Raw genomic sequence first — 15,921 nt, forward strand, 5'->3', positions numbered from 1 at the left:
GGAGAAGCCTTTGTTTAGCGGCGGATGGAGAAGTCAGTCACCGGATGGCGGCAGGGCAAGCTCGGCGCGGTCCACGCCGAGGTGCACGCACAAAGCATCGACCACGACATTGTGGTCTTCGCGTTCTGGCAGCCCGGAAACGGCGATCACACCGATGACGCCAGCGCCTTTGACGGTGACAGGAAAACCGCCGCCGGCCAGCACATATTCGGAGACATCCAGCCCCTCGCCGACCTTGAACGTGCGGTCCGGACGCTGCTGCTCGAGGACCAGGCGATAGGTGCTGCGCAGATAGCGCTTCACGACATTGATCTTGCGCCGCGCCCAATCGGGATTTGAGGCATTGGAGCCTGGCATGGCGGCGTAGAACAGCGGACGGTCGAAGGTGCGGATCTCGACGATGATCGGCATGTCTTGCTTCAGCGCCCGCTCGCGGATCGCGCTGCCGATCTCGAAGGCCACAGCCTCATCGAAGCGTTCGAAAACCAGCGTCGCCTCCTGACGCTTGATCGTCTCGATATCGTCGCTCGCGGCCATGCTTCCTCCCAGAAGGCACGAATGTCCTGTCGCGTTTACGGCAAACTGCCCTTGGAGCAATTCCAGGAAAAGCACGCAGCGGTTTTCTGTCCGGAATTGCGTGAAAACAAAGAGTTAGAGCGTTTCCGCGTTTCCGTTAAAAAACGGAAACGCTCTAGGGTCAAGGGCAGATCAGGAATTCGCCATCACCAGATCGCTCTTGGCCGGCTTTCCGGCGACATAAACCTCGCGCACGACCCGGTCGTCGCCGACCGTCTGCAGCAGGAATAGCTCCTCGGCCAGCGAGTTGATGCGTTCCGAACGCACCTGCAGCAGCGGTGTCGCCCGACTGTCGAGCACGACGATGTCGGCGTCGGTTCCCGCCTCCAGCGTACCGACACGGTCGGCTACCGAGAGCGCCTCGGCATTGCCGCGCGTGACCTGCCAGAACGACTGGAACGGATTGAGCTTTTCGCCCTGCAGCGCGATGATCTTGTAAGCCTCGTCCATGGTGCGCAGCATCGAATAGTTGGTGCCGCCTCCCACATCCGTCGCCGTCGCAATGCGCAGCGGCTTCTTGCGGCTGCGATAGCCCTGATAGGCGAACAGGCCCGATCCAAGGAAAAGGTTGGAGGTCGGACAGAAGACGGCGACCGCGCCGGTGTCCGACAGGACATCGGCTTCGCGCTCGGAAAGGTGAATGCAATGGCCGAGAAGGGTTTTCGGGCCCATCAGGCCATAGTGCTCGTAAACGTGGGTATAGTCCTTCGACCAGGGATAGAGCTCCTGGGTGAAGGCGATCTCGGCGTGGTTCTCGGAAAGATGCGTCTGGATATGCAGGTCCGGATGCTCGCGGGCGAGCGCCTGCGCCATTTCCATCTGCTCCGGGGTGGAGGTGATGGCGAAACGTGGCGTGATCGCGTAGAGGCCACGGCCCTTGCCATGCCAGGCGGCGATGAGCGCCTTAGTGTCGTCGTAGCTCGATTGTGGCGTATCGTGTACGGCTTCGAGCGCATTGCGGTCCATCATCACCTTGCCGGCGATGACCAGCATGCCGCGATCGTAGGCCTCGGCAAAGAAAGCTTCCGCCGACTGCTTGTGCACCGAGCAGTAGGCGGCCACCGTCGTGGTGCCCTGACGGATCATCTCGTCGAGGAACAGCCGGGAAATACGGCGGCCATGCTGCGCGTTCTCGAACTTCGACTCCTCGGGGAATGTGTAGGTGTTGAGCCAGTCGAGCAGTTCGGCGCCGTAGCTGGCGATGATCTGCATCTGCGGCATGTGTACATGCGCATCGATGAAACCAGGCAGCAGCAGATGCGGGCGATGATCGATCACGCGTGCAGCGGAACCGGCGCGCGCTGATACCTCGGCGTAGGAGCCCGAAGCGACGATCTTGCCGTTGGCGACGAGTACCGCGCCGTCTTCCTCATAGGCATAGGCGGCGCGATCATCGATCGTTTCCGGCCAGCGCAGGAAGGACAGGGTGCGGCCGCGCAGCAGTGTTGTGGTCATTGTCGCTCTTGCTTCCGTATCAAATTTCACTTCGCCATCCGCTTCGCAGACACCTTCGCCCCGAAAGAGGATGGTCTTGCTGCCCGAGCCCTGCCCACCGGTGGTCCGGCACGAAGGTGTCGGCGAAACGGATCGACCGGCATCCCTTCCGGGTGCCGACGATGCTTACTTCTTCTTGCCGGCTTCCTCGAACCAGGTGACCAGCAGCGCACGCTCCTGGTCGGTGATCTGGGTGACGTTGCCGGGTGGCATGGCATGGCTGCGGCCGGCCTGCAGATAGATCTCGCGGGCGTGTTCGGCAATCGTCGCGTCGCTGTCCAGGATCACGCCCTTGGGCGCGTGATAAATGCCTTCATAGACCGGCTCCTGCGTATGGCACATGGAGCAGCGGCCGAGGACGGCGTCGCGCGCCGCCGGAAAATGCGTGGAGGTCGTATAGACCTCCGCCGCGGAAGAGACCTTCTGCTCGCCTGTCAGCACCTTCGGCACGGTCGACAGCCAGATGATGATGATGAACAGGATGGTTGCCGCCAGCCAGGTCCAGGTCGGGTTGCCCTTGCGGGCATGCTGGGTGTTGAAGAAGTGGCGGATCAGCACGCCGATCAGGAACACCAGCGAAGCGATGATCCAGTTGAACTGCGTGCCGAACGCCAGCGGATAATGGTTCGACAGCATCAGGAACAACACCGGCAGCGTCAGGTAGTTGTTGTGCGTCGAGCGGGTCTTGGCGATCTTGCCATATTTCGGATCAGGCTTGCGGCCGGCGATGAGGTCGGCGACCACGATCTTCTGGTTCGGGATGATGACCATGAAGACGTTGGCCGACATGATCGTGGCGGTGATGGCGCCAAGATGGAGGAAGGCGGCGCGGCCGGTGAAGAGGTGCGTCAGGCCCCAGGCCATGAAGACCAGGATCCCGTAGAGAACCAGCATCAGCAGCGTGTCGTGGTTGCGGAGCGGCGAACGGCACAGCAGATCGTAGACGATCCAGCCGGAAGCCAGGCAGGCGAGCGAAATCAGGATGGCGACCGGCGCCGATACGTCGAGCACATTGCGGTCGATGAGGAAAAGGTCCGCGCCGGCATAATAGACGATTGCCAGCATGGCGAAGCCGGACAGCCAGGTGGCATAGGATTCCCATTTGAACCACGTCAGGTGCTCCGGCATCTCGGCCGGCGCCACCAGGTATTTCTGGATGTGGTAGAAGCCGCCGCCATGGACCTGCCACTCCTCGCCATGGGCACCCGCCGGCAGGCCGGGCCGCTGGCGCAGACCAAGGTCAAGCGCGACGAAATAGAAAGACGAGCCGATCCAGGCGATGCCGGTGATGACGTGCAGCCAGCGCACCGCGAATGCCGCCCAATCCCAGAAAATCACATAGTCGAGCATGCTCCACCCCTTCGTGCCGGTCAGTCGACATTACGGACTGGCGCGCAAATCGAAAGAGGCGGGCGACACGATGACTTTCAAAAAAAATTGGAAAATAGTAGCCTGCTATCAAAATCAGGCGCAAAGGGGACGTCCTGGACAATGGCATATCTCGACAACATCGCCGTCTTCGTTCGCGTCGTCGAATTGGGCAACCTGTCGGCGGCGGGGCGCGACATGCGCATTTCGCCAGCTGTCGCGTCAAACCGCATCAAGGAACTCGAAAAACACCTTGGCGTGCGCCTGTTCAACCGCACGACAAGGCAATTGATGCCGACAGAGCATGGAACCGTGTTCTATTCCGGCGCCAAGCAGGTACTGGATGCCATCGTCGAGGCGGAAGCAGCCGTCGCCGCCCTCTCCGGCCAGCCGCGCGGCACCATTCGCGTCACCGCGCCGCTCGGGCTCGGACGGCGTCTGATCGCCTCCGGCATTCCCGATTTTCACGATACCTATCCCGATATCGAGGTGCGCCTGCGCCTGTCCGACCACAATGTCGATATCCTGAAGGAAGGCATCGACGTGGCATTCCGGCTCGGCGTGATCGAGGATTCATCACTCAGGATGCGCGGCATCATGGAGTGCGAGCGCGTGCTGGTCGCCTCGCCGAAATATCTCGCAGCGCGCGGCGAACCGACCGATTCCAGCGAGCTCATCGGCAGGAAGCATGACTGCCTGATGCTGCGCTATCCCGGCAGCAGGGAGTTCTTCTGGATGCTGCAGACACCGGAAGGCGTGGTGAAATTCGAGGTACATGGCCCCTTCGACAGCGACGACGGCGATGTGCTGACCGAATGGGCGCTGGCCGGCCGCGGCATCATCAACAAGCCGCGCTTCGAGGTCGAACCGTACATCCGTGACAAGCGCTTGCAGGTAATCCTGACCAAAACACCACCGACGCCAGTGCAGTTTGCCGCGGTCTATCCGCACAAGAAACTGCAGGACCCCAAGGTGCGGCTGCTGCTCGATTTCATGGCCGACCGCTGCCAGAAACTGATCCGCGACATCCTGGCCGGGAAATAGCAGGAACCATAGGGCCAGCCTGTTCGTTGCGGCTTGCGTGGGGGACAGGAAGGCGTCACTTTTCCGCCGCCAGCCGATCCTGCCAGCCTCCCACTCGAAACCAGGAGACCCCGATGGCCGACATCCAGACCAGGAACGACTTGAAATCCAACACGCGAACGACCGCGATCGCCATCCTGAACGCGCGGCTCGCCGAAGCCATCGATCTCGCGCTGATCACCAAGCAGGCACACTGGAACGTCAAAGGTCCGCAGTTCATCGCCATCCACGAGATGCTCGACGGATTCCGTACCGAGCTGGACGGTCATGTCGACACCATCGCCGAACGTGCGGTGCAGCTCGGCGGCACCGCGCACGGCACCTTGCAGGATGTGGCCAGGACGACCACGCTGAAGCCCTATCCGACCGACATCCACAAGACCAAGGATCATCTGGCTGCGCTGATCGACCGCTATGCCGCTGTCGCGAAATCCGCCCGCACAGCGATCGATGAAGCCGACGAGGCCGGCGATGCCGACACGGCCGATATCTTCACCGCCTATTCGCGCGCACTCGACAAGTCGCTTTGGTTCCTGGAGGCCCACACGCAGGAAAAAGAGTGAAAGACGAGGCGTAACGCCTCAGGCGGCTTCCACGCCGGCCTTGACCTGATGCCGGACCAGCGCCGTCATCATCTCTGAAGCGGCAAGTGCCGCTATAACCGGCGGCCGCTTGTCCTTCACGGCATCGCCGCCGATCGGCGAGACAAGCCGTTCGAATTCCATCTCCGAGCCATTGGCGGTCTTCAGGAACCAGTTCCTGAAGGTCGCCTTCTTGGTCCTGGAGCCGATCATGCCAACGTAGGCGGTGTCACTGCGCTTCAGGGCTTCGGCAGCGATCAGGAAATCCAGCGCATGATCGTGGGTGAGCACCGCGAATGCCGAGCCCGCCGGCGCCTGCCGGACCATCTCCTCGGGCATCGCGGTCAGCCTGGTCTCGACCGCTTCGGTGATGCCTTCCAATTCCTCGGCGCGCGTTTCCACGACGACCACATGGATGGGCAGCAACGATACCGAGGCGGCAAGCGCCTTGCCGACATGGCCGCCACCGAAAATATAGAGATGTGGCAGGTGCTCTTCTTCGGCTTCAGCCGCAACGATCAATCCAGCAGCCATGGCGCCATCCACCAGCCTGATCAGCACCTCGACGCGACCGCCGCAGCACTGGCCTATCTCTGGCCCCAGCGGCACATCGAGCGTCGCGCAGACTTCCTGGACATCGATACGGTGCACCGCGGGCTGCCCGCCCTTGCGTACCGGCAGCACGCCGGACATTTGTCTCGCCTTGTCGATCGCCATGTATTCGAGCTGGCCGCCGCCGATCGTGCCATAGGTCGTCTCGGGCGACACCAGCATGTAGGCACCCTTCTCGCGCGGCGTCGAGCCTCGCGTGCCGGCCACTTCGACCAGCGCGACCGGGCCAGGGCCAGCCAGAAACTCTCTCAGATCCTGTACTTTCGAGGTCATGATCGCATTCCCACCTCGGGAATATAACACTTGTTGCGTCGGATTGCCCGCGCGGCAGGCTCACGCCTTGCTGCGCGCTTCCTTCTTCAGCCGCTCGACCGCCATCAGCACGCGCTCCGGTGTTGCCGGTGCATCGAGGCGGGGGCTGATCTTGTGATCGGCCACGCTGGCCACCGCGTCGGAGAGTGCCTGCAAAACCGAAATACCGAGCGGCAAGGGTGGTTCGCCGACCGCTTTGGAACGATGGATCGTCGGTTCATAGGCCTGCGACCAGTCGGTCAAGGCGACGTTGAAGATCTTCGGCCGATCGGACGCCAGCGGGATCTTGTAGGTCGATGGCGCGTGCGTGCGCAGCCGGCCCTTGCCATCCCACCACAATTCCTCGGTTGTCAGCCAGCCCATGCCCTGGACGAAACCACCCTCGACCTGCCCGATATCGATCGCCCGGTTCAGTGAGCGGCCGGTGTCGTGCAGGATATCGGTGCGTTCGACGACATATTCGCCGGTCAAGGTGTCGATCGAAACTTCCGAGCACGCGGCGCCATAGGCGTAATAATAGAAGGCGTGGCCCCGGCCTTTGGCGCGATCCCAGTGGATCTTCGGCGTCTTGTAATGCCCTGCCGCCGAAAGCTGGATACGGTTGAGATAGGCCTGTTTGACCAGCTCGTTGAAGGAGATCTCCTGGTTGCCGATGCGGACGCGGTTGGGCAGGAACACCACCTGATCGGCCGGCACGGAGTATTTTTCCGCCGCGAAGTCGATCAACCGGTCCTTGATCTGGCGCGCCGCGTTCTGGGCAGCCATGCCGTTGAGATCGGCACCCGAGGATGCAGCCGTCGGCGCCGTGTTTGGTACCTTGGCCGTGGTCGTCGCTGTGATCTTCACCCGTTCCAGATCGATCTGGAACTCCTCGGCCACCACCTGCGCCACCTTGAGATGGAGACCCTGCCCCATCTCGGTGCCGCCATGGTTCATATGCACCGAACCGTCATTGTAGATATGCACCAGCGCGCCGGCCTGGTTGGACTCGGTCTTGGTGAACGAGATGCCGAACTTGACCGGGGTGAGTGCAATGCCGCGCTTGATGAAACGGCTGTTGGCATTGAAAGCCGCGATCTCGCGACGGCGGCCGGCATAGTCGGCGCTCGCCTCCAGCTCCGCGACGATGCGGTGGATGATATTGTCCTCGACCTTCTGGTGATAGGGCGTGACGTTGCGTTCGCCGGTCGCGCCCATGGCGTCGTAGAAGTTCAACTTGCGGATCTCAAGCGGATCCTTGCCGACGGCGAACGCCACCTCTTCGATGACGCGCTCCGCGCCGACCATACCCTGCGGGCCACCAAAGCCACGGAAGGCGGTGTTGGACACGGTGTTGGTATAGAGCGGCGCCGACTTGGCGTGCACGTTCGGGTAGAAATAAGCGTTGTCGCAGTGGAACAGCGCACGGTCGCCGACCGGACCGGACAGGTCCGCCGAGAAGCCGGCATTGAGCGCGAACATGAAGTCGACACCGAGGATGTTGCCCTCGTCGTCGAAGCCGACATCGTAGTCAATGACAAAGTCGTGCCGCTTGCCGGTCGCCGTCATGTCCTCGTCGCGGTCGAGGCGCACCTTGACCGCACGCTTGTGTTTCTTGGCGGCAATGGCAGCGATGGCGGCGCACTGGTTGGCCTGCGTCTCCTTGCCGCCGAAACCGCCGCCCATACGCCGCACTTCCACCGTGACCGCGTGGCTCGGCACGCCGAGCACATGGGCGACGAGGTGCTGCGTTTCACTCGGCCCCTGCGTCGAGCAATGGACGACGACCTCGTCATCCTCTCCGGGAACAGCGAGGGAAACCTGGCCTTCCAGATAGAAATGGTCCTGTCCGCCGAGCTTCATGCGGTTCTTGATGCGGCGCGGCGCTGCGGCGATAGCCGCGTCCGGGTCACCACGCTTCAGGGTCAGCGGCGTCACCACCTGCCTGTCCTTCAAAGGATCGAGGTCCCAGATGTTGAGGATCGCCGGCAGTTCTTCGTATTCGATCCTGGCTAGGCGCGCGGCGCTGCGCGCCGCTTCGCGGGTCTCGGCGATGACCGCGAAGATCGGTTGGCCGTGGAACTGCACCTTGCCTTCGGCAAAGACCGGATCGTCATGCATGCCGCTGGGGGAGACATCGTTTTCGCCGGGCACGTCCTCGTAGGTCAGCACGTCGACTACGCCCGGTGCTTTGCGCACGGCGGACAGGTCGACCTTCTTCAGCCTGGCGTGCGTGACGGTCGAGAGACCGAGGCCGACATGCAGCGTTCCTGCCGGTTCCGGCAGGTCGTCGATATAGACCGCCGTGCCGGCGACGTGCTTGTGCGCGGAATCGTGGCGCTGGTCGGTGTGAACGCCGCCGACGATCTTCTGCGCCTTGAGGTTAGGAGTGTGTTTGGTCATCTCACGCCGCCCTGTTCCGCGACACCTGGAATGGCGCCTTGGTGCCGGTGGTCTCGGTGTAGAAGCGCAGCAGAAGGTTCCTTGCCGCCAGCGCCCGGTATTCGGCGGTCGCACGCATATCGGTGAGCGGCGCGAAGTCTTCGGCGTATCTGGCCATCGCCGCTTCCACAGTTGCCTCGGTCCACGGCTTGCCGACCAGCGCCTTCTCAACCGCACTCGCCCGCTTCGGCGTCGCCGCCATGCCACCATAGGCAATGCGGATCGATGCCACCGTGCCATCCTTGGCGAGCTTCAGGCTGAAAGCGCCGAGCGTCGCGGTGATATCCTCGTCGCGTCGCTTGGTGATCTTGTAGACCGCGAACCTGTCACCCTTGTCCGGGATCGGCACATGCACGGCTTCGACGAACTCGCCCGGCTGCCGGTCCTGCTTGCCATAGGCGATGAAGAACTTCTCGAGCGAAATGGTGCGGCGCTTCTTGCCCTTGCGCAGGGTGAGCTTCGCGTCGAGCGCGATCAGCGGCGGCGGCGTGTCACCGATGGGTGAACCGTTGGCGATGTTGCCACCGATCGTGCCCATGTTGCGCACCTGCTGGCCGCCGATGCGGTCGATGAGCGGTCCGAGCGCCGGAATGCGTTTGGCCAGCAGGGAGAAGGCTTCGGTGTAGGTGACGCCGGCGCCGATCGAGATGACACCCTTGTCCTCGGAGATCGTGCGCAGCCCTTCTATCCCGGCGATAAAGACCACCGGCGAGATGTCGCGCATATGCTTGGTCACCCAAAGGCCGACATCGGTCGAGCCTGCGACGATGGTGGCCTGCGGTTCGGCTTCCAGCACTCTGGCGAAGTCATCGACGTCAGCCGGCACGATGAAGCGGTCCTTGCCGGTGCCGACCTCGACGCGAGAGCCGTCCTGAAGTTCGGTCAGACGTAAGATCACGGACTTGCGCTCGGCCTGCAGTGGATCCTTCGCTGCCTTGCCGTAGCTGGAAATGGCACGGGCGGCGCGCATGATCGCCTCATAGCCGGTGCAGCGGCAGAGATTGCCCTGCAGCGCCTTCTCGATTTCGGCGTCGGACGGCTCTGGCGACTTCATCCAGAGCGCGTAGAGCGACATGACGAAGCCCGGCGTGCAGAAGCCGCATTGCGAACCGTGGAAATCCACCATCGCCTGCTGCACGGGATGCAGCGTGTCCTCCGTGCCGGCGAGATGTTCGATGGTCACGACATGGGTGGCATCGAGCGAGCCCATGAAGCGGATGCAGGCGTTGACGCTCTCATAGACCAGCTTGCCAGCGACCAGCTTGCCGACCAGGACCGTACAAGCGCCGCAGTCGCCCTCGGCGCAGCCTTCCTTGGATCCCTTCAACGAGCGCGACAGGCGCAGCCAGTCGAGCAGCGTCTGGTCCGGCGCAACATCGCTCAGAGCGACATCGCGGCCGTTGAGGATGAAGCGCAGCTCGGAGCGGGTCTTCAACTTGGCCATTGCTCAGCTCCCCCGGTAGGTCGAATAGCTGTAGGGCGAGATCAACAACGGTACGTGATAGTGCTTGGCCTCGGCCATGCCGAAACGGATCGGCACGATGTCCAGGAAAGCCGGTTCGGGCAACTCGGTGCCGGAGCGGCGCAGGTAGTCGCCGGCCGAGAAAATCAGCTCATATTCACCGAGCTTGAATTCGTCACCGGCCAGAAGCGGTGCGTCGCAGCGGCCGTCGCTGTTGGTGGTCACACTCTTCAGATGCGTGCGTTTGCCGTCCTCGAGACGGAACAGATCGACGAGCAGGCCGGCCGCCGGCTTGCCGGTCACCGTATCCAGCACATGCGTCGTCAGACGCCCGCCATTGTTGTGCGACGTTTCCGCCAATTGCCGCCTCCCATTCCGGTACAATCGAACATAGTGATGAATTGTGCGCCAATTAAAGGCGATGGATAAGCCCTGGTCGAGCGGACGGCACCAAAAAGCACTTTCAAAAATTTCGTGGTAATGGCGGTGCAAAGCTTTGGATATCTTGGGCCCACTTCCGGAGCAACCGGCAGGGAGGAATGATGCGTTACGTACGGGACATGCGTGGCTACGGAGCCAACCCGCCAGACCCGAAATGGCCGGGTGGCGCCCATGTCGCCGTGCAATTCGTCGTCAACTACGAAGAAGGCGGCGAGAACTGCATCCTGCATGGCGATGCCGCCTCTGAGGCTTTCCTGTCGGAAGTGGTCGGCGCCGCTCCCTGGCCTGGCAAGCGCCATTGGAATATGGAATCGATCTACGAATATGGCGCCCGCGCCGGCTTCTGGCGGCTGCATCGCATGTTCACCGAAGCGGGCGTGCCGGTGACGGTCTACGGTGTCGCCTCGGCGCTGGCCCGCTCACCCGATCACGTCGCGGCAATGGATGATGCCGGCTGGGAGATCGCCTCGCACGGTCTCAAATGGATCGACTATCGCGACCACGACGAAGTAGATGAAAAGCGCGACCTCGACGAAGCGATCCGCCTGCATAAGGAAGTCGTGGGCGAGCGCCCGACCGGCCTCTATCTCGGCCGCACCTCGGTGAACTCGGTGAAGCTGGCGGCTGCCGAAGGTGGATTTGCCTGGATCTCCGACACCTATGACGACGACCTGCCCTACTGGCTCGACCATGACGGCCACGGCAACGCCATACCGCCGCAACTTGTCATCCCCTACACGCTTGATGCCAATGACATGCGCTTCGCCACCCCGCAGGGTTTCAATTCGGGCGACCAGTTCTTCGCCTACCTGAAGGACGCATTCGACACACTGTATGCCGAAGGCAAGGCCGGGCGCGGCGGCATGATGAGCATCGGCCTGCATTGCCGCCTGATCGGCCGGCCGGGACGCGCCGCGGCACTGCAGCGCTTCATCGACTATGTGAAGGGCCACGACAGGGTCTGGCTGCCACGCCGCATCGATATCGCCAATCACTGGCGTGACCATCATCCCTACGAACCGGCGGCCCTGCGCCCATCGCGCATGGACAGGCCGGAATTCGTGCAGCGCTTCGGTGGTATCTTCGAACACTCGCCATGGATTGCCGAGCGCGCGTTCGAACTGGAACTCGGGCCTGCGCATGACAGCGCCGGCGGCCTGCACAATGCACTCTGCCGTGCTTTCCGTTCGGCTTCCGAGACCGAACGTCTCGGTGTGCTGACCGCGCACCCGGACCTTGCCGGCAAGCTGGCGCAGGCAAAGCGGCTGACCGAGGATTCGACCAGGGAGCAGGCGTCCGCCGGGCTCGATGCGCTGACCGACGCCGAGCGCGAGCTGTTCTCCAAGCTGAACGCCGCCTACGTTACCACCTTCGGCTTCCCCTTCATCATCGCGGTGAAGGGCAAGACCAAGGAAGAGATCCTGGCGGCTTTCGAGACCCGCATCGGCAACAGTCGCGGAGAGGAATTCGAAACCGCCTGCAGGCAGGTCGAACGCATCGCGCTGCTGCGCCTCAAGGAAATACTGCCCAAATAGGTCTGAACTGATGGATATGATGAAGATGGCCGATCGCACCTATTACGCGCCGAAAGGTGGACTGCCGCCGCAGACCGACCTGATCACCGACCGCGCGGTGTTCACAGAAGCCTATGCGGTCATCCCCAAACGCGAATTCAGCGACATCGTCACCTCCTACCTGCCGGGCTGGGACAAGACGCGGCTGTGGATCATCGCCCGGCCGCTGTCGGGCTTCGCCGAGACCTTCTCGCAATACATTATGGAAGTGCAGCCGGGCGGTGGCAGCGACAGGCCTGAACCGGACAGCGGGGCCGAAGGCGTGCTGTTCGTGGTCGAAGGCGAGGTCACGGTCACGCTTGGCGGCAAAAGCCACGAGATGAAGCCGGGCGGTTACGCTTTCCTGCCGCCGTCAAGCGGCTGGACATTGCGTAACAACGGCAAGACGACCACGCGTTTCCACTGGATCCGCAAAGCCTATGAAAAGGCCGAGGGCGTTGATGTGCCCGAACCGATCTTCGCCAATGAGAACGATATCGCCCCCAATCCGATGCCGGATACCGAAGGCCGCTGGGCAACGACCCGTTTCGTCGATCCTCTGGACCTGCGTCACGACATGCATGTCACCATCGTCACGTTCGAACCGGGCGGCATCATTCCGTTCCCGGAAACGCATGTGATGGAGCACGGGCTCTACGTCCTGGAAGGCAAGGCGGTCTACCGTCTCAACCAGGACTGGGTGGAAGTGCAGGCCGGTGATTACATGTGGCTACGCGCGTTCTGCCCGCAGGCCTGTTACGCAGGGGGGCCGGGCAAGTTCCGCTACCTGCTCTACAAGGATGTCAACCGTCACGCCAAGCTCGGTGGTTTTGGACGCTAACACCCAGGCTGTGCTGTTGCCTCGCCGAAGTGGTCGGGCCAGGAGCTGTAAAAAGGTCAGATCATGACGCGCATCATCACCGCCAAGCCTCTGACGCGCGCGAATTTTGCCGAATTCGGCGAAGTCATCGACACCGAGACCGACAGCCATTACCCGATCAACAATGGCAGGTGCGAACGCTATCACGCGCTCGCCCGTCCGGAAGCCGCCGGTCCGAACGGCCATGTGCTGATCAACCTGTTCAAGGGCACACCCTACGAATTCCCATTGAGGCTCTCGATGGTGGAACGGCATCCCTTCGGCAGTCAGGCTTTCGTACCGCTGTCACCGCGCCCCTTCGTGGTCGTGGTCTGCCATGACAGCCCGGATGGCCCGGCCGAGCCGTGTGCCTTCATCACCAGGCCCGGCCAGGGCGTGAACTACCCGCGCAATCTCTGGCACGGCGTGCTCACGCCGATCGGCGAACCGCAGGATTTCGTCGTGGTCGACCGTGGCGGCGACGGCTCCAATGTCGAGGAATTCCACTTCTCGCACCCGTATGAAATCCACCTGCCCGAAGGGTTCCAGTCATGACCGATGTTTCCCTGATCGACCGCCTGCTCGACGTCATCGAACACGACATCGTGCCGATGACCAAAGACGGCGTCGCCGATGGCAACAAGCTGTTCGGCGCCGCAATCCTGCGCAAGAGCGACCGCTCTCTGGTTCTGGCAGAGACCAACAACGAGACCGAGAATCCGCTGTGGCATGGCGAAGTGCATTGCCTCAAGCGTTTCTACGAGATGCCCAAGGCCGAGCGGGTCGATACCAAGGATGCGATCTTCCTGGCCACGCATGAACCGTGTTCTCTGTGCCTGTCTGCGATCACCTGGACCGGCTTCGACAATTTCTACTACCTGTTCAGCCACGAGGATTCGCGCGACAGCTTCGCCATCCCGCACGACCTGAAGATACTGAAGGAGGTCTTCACGCTTGAGCCCGGCGGCTACAACGCCGAAAACGCCTACTGGAAAAGCTACTCCCTGCGCCGTCTGGTACGCGCCTTGCCGGAAACGGAACGCAATCGGCTGGAAACCCGCATCAAGACGATCTCCGACAGATACGACGCGCTTTCCGCCGACTATCAGGACGGCAAGGCCGATAACGATATCCCGCTGAACTAGCCGCAGCATCCTGACACGGAACCCTCTTACGGCCGCATCCGGGATGAAGCCTGCCCATGGCGTGCCCGCGAGGCCTTCCGTCGCAAACAGGATGGTCTGCGCAGGCCGCTTCGAAAACAGCAGCCCGGCAAGCTGAAAAACCGCGTTCAACTTCTGAAAATCGCCATTTCGTAAGGGCAAAAGCGCCGTTTCCGACCTGCTTTGGCCGCCGTTTTCCAAAAACGACAAAAATCGCACACGCACGAGCAGCCCAAAACCGACACGCCATATGCGGCAATCGATGTCGCATTCTGCCTCGTGACGAAATTTCCCTTACGTCCATTATCTCCTCACAAGAACAAGAAATCGACCAGAACGGTCGAGCCAAAGAGTGAGGAACCAATGTCGGATGAACTCGAATACCTCAGCCGTCGCGTTGCCGCCGGCAGGCTGAACCGTCGCGATTTTCTGGGCCGCGCTGCGGCGCTCGGTGTCAGCGCCGCTTTCGCCAATACGCTGCTCGCCGATGCAGCAAGAGCCGAAGGCCCGATCAAGGGCGGCGTGCTGAAGGCCGGCATGCAGGGCGGGGCAGCCACCGACAGCCTGGACCCCGCGCTCTGGGCCAGCCAGGTTCCCTACACGTTCGGCCGCTGCTGGGGTGAGCAGATGGTGGAAGTGACACCCACCGGCGGCATCGAGCCCAAGCTCGCCGAATCCTACGAGTCGTCCGACGACGCCAAGACCTGGATCTTCAAGATCCGCAAGGGTGTCACCTTCCACAACGGCAAGGACCTTACGCCACAGGACATCGTGGCGACGCTGGAGCGCCATGGCGATAAGAACTCGAAGTCGGCGGCGCTGGCCTTCATCTCCGAGTTCGACAGCGTCAAGGCCGATGGCGGCAATGTCGTCATCAAGCTGAAGGAACCCAACGCCGACCTGCCCTACGTCGCTGCTGACTTCCACCTGATGATCCAGCCGAATGGCGGCAAGGACAATCCGACCGCGGGCATCGGCACCGGCCCGTATAAGATCGTGACCAACGAACCCGGCGTGCGTCATGTCGGCGCCCGGCACGAAGGCCACTGGGACCAGGCCAGACGCGGTCACGCAGACCAGATCGAGATCATCGTCATCAACGACGCCACCGCACGCACCTCAGCGCTCCAGGGCGGCCAGGTGCATATGATCAACCGTGTCGAACCGAAGATCGTTTCGCTGGTCAAACGCGTGCCGGGCGTCACCATCCGCAACGTCGCCGGCAAGGGCCACTATGTCTTCATCGCCCACTGCAACACCGCGCCCTTCGACAACAACGATCTCCGGCTGGCGCTGAAATACGCGGTCGACCGCGAGGAGATGGTGCAGAAGATTCTCGGCGGCTACGGCACCGTCGGCAACGACATGCCGGCGAGCAAGGCCTACGCGCTGTTCTCAGACGACATCGAACAGCGCAAATACGATCCCGACAAGGCGAAGTTCCACTTCAAGAAGTCCGGCCATTCCGGACCTGTGCTGCTGCGCACCTCGGACGTCGCCTTCCCCGGCGCGGTCGATGCCGCCCAGCTCTACCAGCAGAGTGCGGCCAAGGCCGGCATCCAGATCGAGGTCAAGCGCGAGCCCGGCGACGGCTACTGGTCCGAAGTATGGAACAAGCAGCCCTTCTCCATGTCCTACTGGACAGGCCGCCCGACGCAGGATCAAGTCTATTCAATCGCCTATCTCAAGAACGCGGAATGGAACGACACCCGCTTCTTCCGCGACGATTTCGACAAGCTGATCCTGCAGGCGCGTTCGGAACTCGATTCGGCCAAGCGCAAGACGCTTTATCGCCAGGCCGGCGTCATGCTGCGGGATGAAGGCGGTGTCATCGTTCCGATGTTCAACGACTATATCGATGCAACCAGTGCCAAGGTCGGTGGCTGGGTGGACGATGTGAACAGCGAACTGATGAACGGCCATGCTCTGACCAAATGCTGGCTGCAGGCCTAGGGAAGCCTTGGCGACAGTATGGCTGGACCTTTGCAGCCATCGG

14 protein-coding genes are annotated in these 15,921 nt (G+C 62.2%); 7 read left to right on the forward strand and 7 right to left on the reverse strand.

All coding sequences use genetic code 11. From position 1 onward, the window contains the following. Positions 1–33 precede the first annotated feature (33 nt). The 3 genes from ACFWYE_RS19455 to ACFWYE_RS19465 all read right to left on the reverse strand — a co-directional run bounded on the left by ACFWYE_RS19455 (position 34) and on the right by ACFWYE_RS19465 (position 3,420). The gene (locus tag ACFWYE_RS19455) at positions 34–537 is read right to left on the reverse strand and encodes a heme-degrading domain-containing protein (protein WP_379113645.1); all 504 of its coding nucleotides are present in this window, start codon (positions 535–537) and stop codon (positions 34–36) included. A 171-nt stretch (positions 538–708) separates the two neighbouring features. Further along, entirely contained in the window at positions 709–2,031 is a 1,323-nt protein-coding gene (gene guaD, locus ACFWYE_RS19460) for a guanine deaminase (RefSeq protein ID WP_379113647.1), read from the reverse strand. Positions 2,032–2,196: 165 nt separating this feature from the next. Continuing rightward, positions 2,197–3,420 (reverse strand): urate hydroxylase PuuD, encoded by a 1,224-nt coding sequence (locus ACFWYE_RS19465; protein WP_379113648.1) that lies wholly within the window; start codon positions 3,418–3,420, stop codon positions 2,197–2,199. A gap of 141 nt (positions 3,421–3,561) precedes the next feature. Here ACFWYE_RS19465 and ACFWYE_RS19470 point away from each other — a divergent pair, with 141 nt between their 5' ends. Both ACFWYE_RS19470 and dps read left to right on the forward strand, forming a co-directional pair. Next, complete coding sequence (locus ACFWYE_RS19470; protein WP_129410866.1) at positions 3,562–4,482, forward strand: LysR family transcriptional regulator; 921 nt, start codon at positions 3,562–3,564, stop codon at positions 4,480–4,482. Positions 4,483–4,595: 113 nt separating this feature from the next. Continuing rightward, a complete protein-coding gene (dps, locus tag ACFWYE_RS19475) occupies positions 4,596–5,084 on the forward strand; it encodes a DNA starvation/stationary phase protection protein Dps (protein WP_379113649.1) in 489 nt (162 codons plus the stop codon). Positions 5,085–5,102: 18 nt separating this feature from the next. Here the strand turns inward: dps and xdhC are convergent, their stop codons facing one another. The 4 genes from xdhC to uraH are packed head-to-tail and all read right to left on the reverse strand — an operon-like array spanning position 5,103 to position 10,269. Continuing rightward, on the reverse strand, positions 5,103–5,987 hold the full coding sequence (gene xdhC, locus ACFWYE_RS19480; RefSeq protein WP_379113651.1) for a xanthine dehydrogenase accessory protein XdhC: 885 nt from the start codon (positions 5,985–5,987) through the stop codon (positions 5,103–5,105). Between the two features lie 60 nt (positions 5,988–6,047). Next, positions 6,048–8,408, reverse strand: coding sequence for a xanthine dehydrogenase molybdopterin binding subunit (gene xdhB, locus ACFWYE_RS19485; protein WP_379113653.1), 2,361 nt, complete (start codon positions 8,406–8,408; stop codon positions 6,048–6,050). 1 nt (position 8,409) lies between these two features. Then, positions 8,410–9,891 carry a xanthine dehydrogenase small subunit gene (gene xdhA / locus ACFWYE_RS19490; protein ID WP_379113654.1) on the reverse strand — a complete coding sequence of 494 codons (1,482 nt, stop codon included), beginning with the start codon at positions 9,889–9,891 and terminating at the stop codon, positions 8,410–8,412. Between the two features lie 3 nt (positions 9,892–9,894). Next, positions 9,895–10,269, reverse strand: coding sequence for a hydroxyisourate hydrolase (uraH, locus tag ACFWYE_RS19495; RefSeq protein ID WP_379113656.1), 375 nt, complete (start codon positions 10,267–10,269; stop codon positions 9,895–9,897). A gap of 182 nt (positions 10,270–10,451) precedes the next feature. On the opposite strand from uraH, the gene puuE reads away from it, so the two are divergent. The 5 genes from puuE (at position 10,452) to ACFWYE_RS19520 (ending at position 15,878) form a co-directional block, all read left to right on the forward strand. Continuing rightward, positions 10,452–11,885 carry an allantoinase PuuE gene (gene puuE / locus ACFWYE_RS19500; protein ID WP_379113658.1) on the forward strand — a complete coding sequence of 478 codons (1,434 nt, stop codon included), beginning with the start codon at positions 10,452–10,454 and terminating at the stop codon, positions 11,883–11,885. 25 nt (positions 11,886–11,910) lie between these two features. Next, the gene (locus ACFWYE_RS19505) at positions 11,911–12,744 is read left to right on the forward strand and encodes a bifunctional allantoicase/(S)-ureidoglycine aminohydrolase (protein ID WP_379113660.1); all 834 of its coding nucleotides are present in this window, start codon (positions 11,911–11,913) and stop codon (positions 12,742–12,744) included. A gap of 63 nt (positions 12,745–12,807) precedes the next feature. Then, a complete protein-coding gene (locus ACFWYE_RS19510; RefSeq protein WP_379113662.1) occupies positions 12,808–13,317 on the forward strand; it encodes an ureidoglycolate lyase in 510 nt (169 codons plus the stop codon). Further along, positions 13,314–13,907 (forward strand): nucleoside deaminase, encoded by a 594-nt coding sequence (locus tag ACFWYE_RS19515; RefSeq protein WP_379113664.1) that lies wholly within the window; start codon positions 13,314–13,316, stop codon positions 13,905–13,907. The genes ACFWYE_RS19510 and ACFWYE_RS19515 overlap by 4 nt, the downstream gene beginning before the upstream one ends. 381 nt (positions 13,908–14,288) lie before the next feature. Then, on the forward strand, positions 14,289–15,878 hold the full coding sequence (locus ACFWYE_RS19520; protein WP_379113666.1) for an ABC transporter substrate-binding protein: 1,590 nt from the start codon (positions 14,289–14,291) through the stop codon (positions 15,876–15,878). Positions 15,879–15,921 lie beyond the last annotated feature (43 nt).

Source organism: Mesorhizobium sp. NPDC059025 (genome assembly GCF_042739655.1).
GTDB lineage: Bacteria > Pseudomonadota > Alphaproteobacteria > Rhizobiales > Rhizobiaceae > Mesorhizobium.

Excerpts from the sequence above, each read along its gene's own strand:
- ACFWYE_RS19515 (WP_379113664.1), top strand. The coding sequence starts at position 13,314 with ATGACCGATGTTTCCCTGATCGACCGCCTGCTCGACGTCATCGAACAC.
- ACFWYE_RS19510 (WP_379113662.1), top strand. The coding sequence starts at position 12,808 with ATGACGCGCATCATCACCGCCAAGCCTCTGACGCGCGCGAATTTTGCC.
- ACFWYE_RS19465 (WP_379113648.1), bottom strand. The coding sequence starts at position 3,420 with ATGCTCGACTATGTGATTTTCTGGGATTGGGCGGCATTCGCGGTGCGC.
- guaD (WP_379113647.1), bottom strand. The coding sequence starts at position 2,031 with ATGACCACAACACTGCTGCGCGGCCGCACCCTGTCCTTCCTGCGCTGG.
- ACFWYE_RS19470 (WP_129410866.1), top strand. The coding sequence starts at position 3,562 with ATGGCATATCTCGACAACATCGCCGTCTTCGTTCGCGTCGTCGAATTG.
- xdhB (WP_379113653.1), bottom strand. The coding sequence starts at position 8,408 with ATGACCAAACACACTCCTAACCTCAAGGCGCAGAAGATCGTCGGCGGC.
- xdhC (WP_379113651.1), bottom strand. The coding sequence starts at position 5,987 with ATGACCTCGAAAGTACAGGATCTGAGAGAGTTTCTGGCTGGCCCTGGC.
- ACFWYE_RS19455 (WP_379113645.1), bottom strand. The coding sequence starts at position 537 with ATGGCCGCGAGCGACGATATCGAGACGATCAAGCGTCAGGAGGCGACG.
- dps (WP_379113649.1), top strand. The coding sequence starts at position 4,596 with ATGGCCGACATCCAGACCAGGAACGACTTGAAATCCAACACGCGAACG.
- ACFWYE_RS19520 (WP_379113666.1), top strand. The coding sequence starts at position 14,289 with ATGTCGGATGAACTCGAATACCTCAGCCGTCGCGTTGCCGCCGGCAGG.
- xdhA (WP_379113654.1), bottom strand. The coding sequence starts at position 9,891 with ATGGCCAAGTTGAAGACCCGCTCCGAGCTGCGCTTCATCCTCAACGGC.
- ACFWYE_RS19505 (WP_379113660.1), top strand. The coding sequence starts at position 11,911 with ATGGCCGATCGCACCTATTACGCGCCGAAAGGTGGACTGCCGCCGCAG.
- puuE (WP_379113658.1), top strand. The coding sequence starts at position 10,452 with ATGCGTTACGTACGGGACATGCGTGGCTACGGAGCCAACCCGCCAGAC.